The sequence below is a fragment of the Companilactobacillus halodurans genome, assembly GCF_009600985.1.
GTDB lineage: Bacteria > Bacillota > Bacilli > Lactobacillales > Lactobacillaceae > Companilactobacillus > Companilactobacillus halodurans.
In genome coordinates this window covers 1-1,130 of sequence record NZ_VDFP01000227.1, presented here as the reverse complement: position 1 = coordinate 1,130, position 1,130 = coordinate 1, and the positions used below count along the sequence as shown (strand labels likewise).

General features: G+C 40.0%; 1 protein-coding gene. It reads left to right on the top strand.

Annotated elements, in window-relative coordinates; all coding sequences use genetic code 11:
- On the top strand, nucleotides 1–1,049 hold a 1,049-nt coding region (locus FHL06_RS13815; protein WP_153387228.1), incomplete at its 5' end, for a M24 family metallopeptidase.
- Nucleotides 1,050–1,130 lie beyond the last annotated feature (81 nt).

The window sequence follows — 1,130 nt, the reverse complement described above, 5'->3', positions numbered from 1 at the left end:
ATGCCGCATATGTCTCAAATCCAACCGATATTAACTATTTTACTGGATTTTACAGTGATCCGGTAGAGCGTATTCTTGCCCTTCTCGTTTTCCCTGACAAAGATCCATTCCTCTTTGCACCTCAATTAGAGGTCGAAGCTGCTAAGGATGCTGGCTGGGATAAAGATGTTTTTGGTTATCTCGACCATGAAGATCCATTTGCTTTGATGGCTGGTCACATTCAAGATGTTGCTGGTGCGCCTAAAAAATGGGCTATTGAAAAAGACGACATGTCTGTTCAAAAGCTTGAAGCCCTTAAGAACCAATTTCCAGATGCTCAATTTCCTAATAACCTATCTCGTTACATGGAAAATGCCAAGTTAATCAAAACTGATGAAGAAATTGAACAGTTAAAGGCTGCTGGTGCTGAAGCTGACTACGCCTTTTCCGTAGCCTTTAACGCTATCAAGGAAGGTCGAACAGAGCAAGAGGTTGTGGCTGAAATTGAATATGCCATGATGAAAAAAGGTGTCATGCACATGAGTTTTGACACAATTGTCCAAGCTGGTGCTAATGCTGCTAATCCACATGGTTGTCCTGAAAAAATTCCATTGAAGAAAGATGAACTAGTATTGTTCGACTTAGGTACTGTTCATAATGGTTATATCAGTGATGCTTCTAGAACTGTAGCTTTTGGACAGCCTGATGATAAGTCACTTGATATCTACAAGGTTGACCTTGAAGCTCAATACGCAGCCATGGATGCCGCTAAGCCAGGTATCACGGCCGCTGAATTGGATAAAGTTGCTCGTGACATTATCGACAAGGCTGGTTATGAAGAATACTTCATTCACAGATTAGGTCATGGTATGGGAACTTCAGAACATGAATTTCCATCAATTATGGAAGGTAATGATATGGTTTTGAAACCTGGTATGTGCTTCTCAATTGAACCGGGAATTTACATTCCAAATGTTGCCGGAGTTAGAATCGAAGATTGTGTTTACATTACAGAGGATGGTTGTGAACCATTCACTCATACATCTAAAGAACTTAAATACATTAACTAGTAATCCATGCTACATTGAACACCGGTTATTCCTAGGGAATCCTTTCAATGTAGCATGAAGATTCAACCATTCACAAAAATA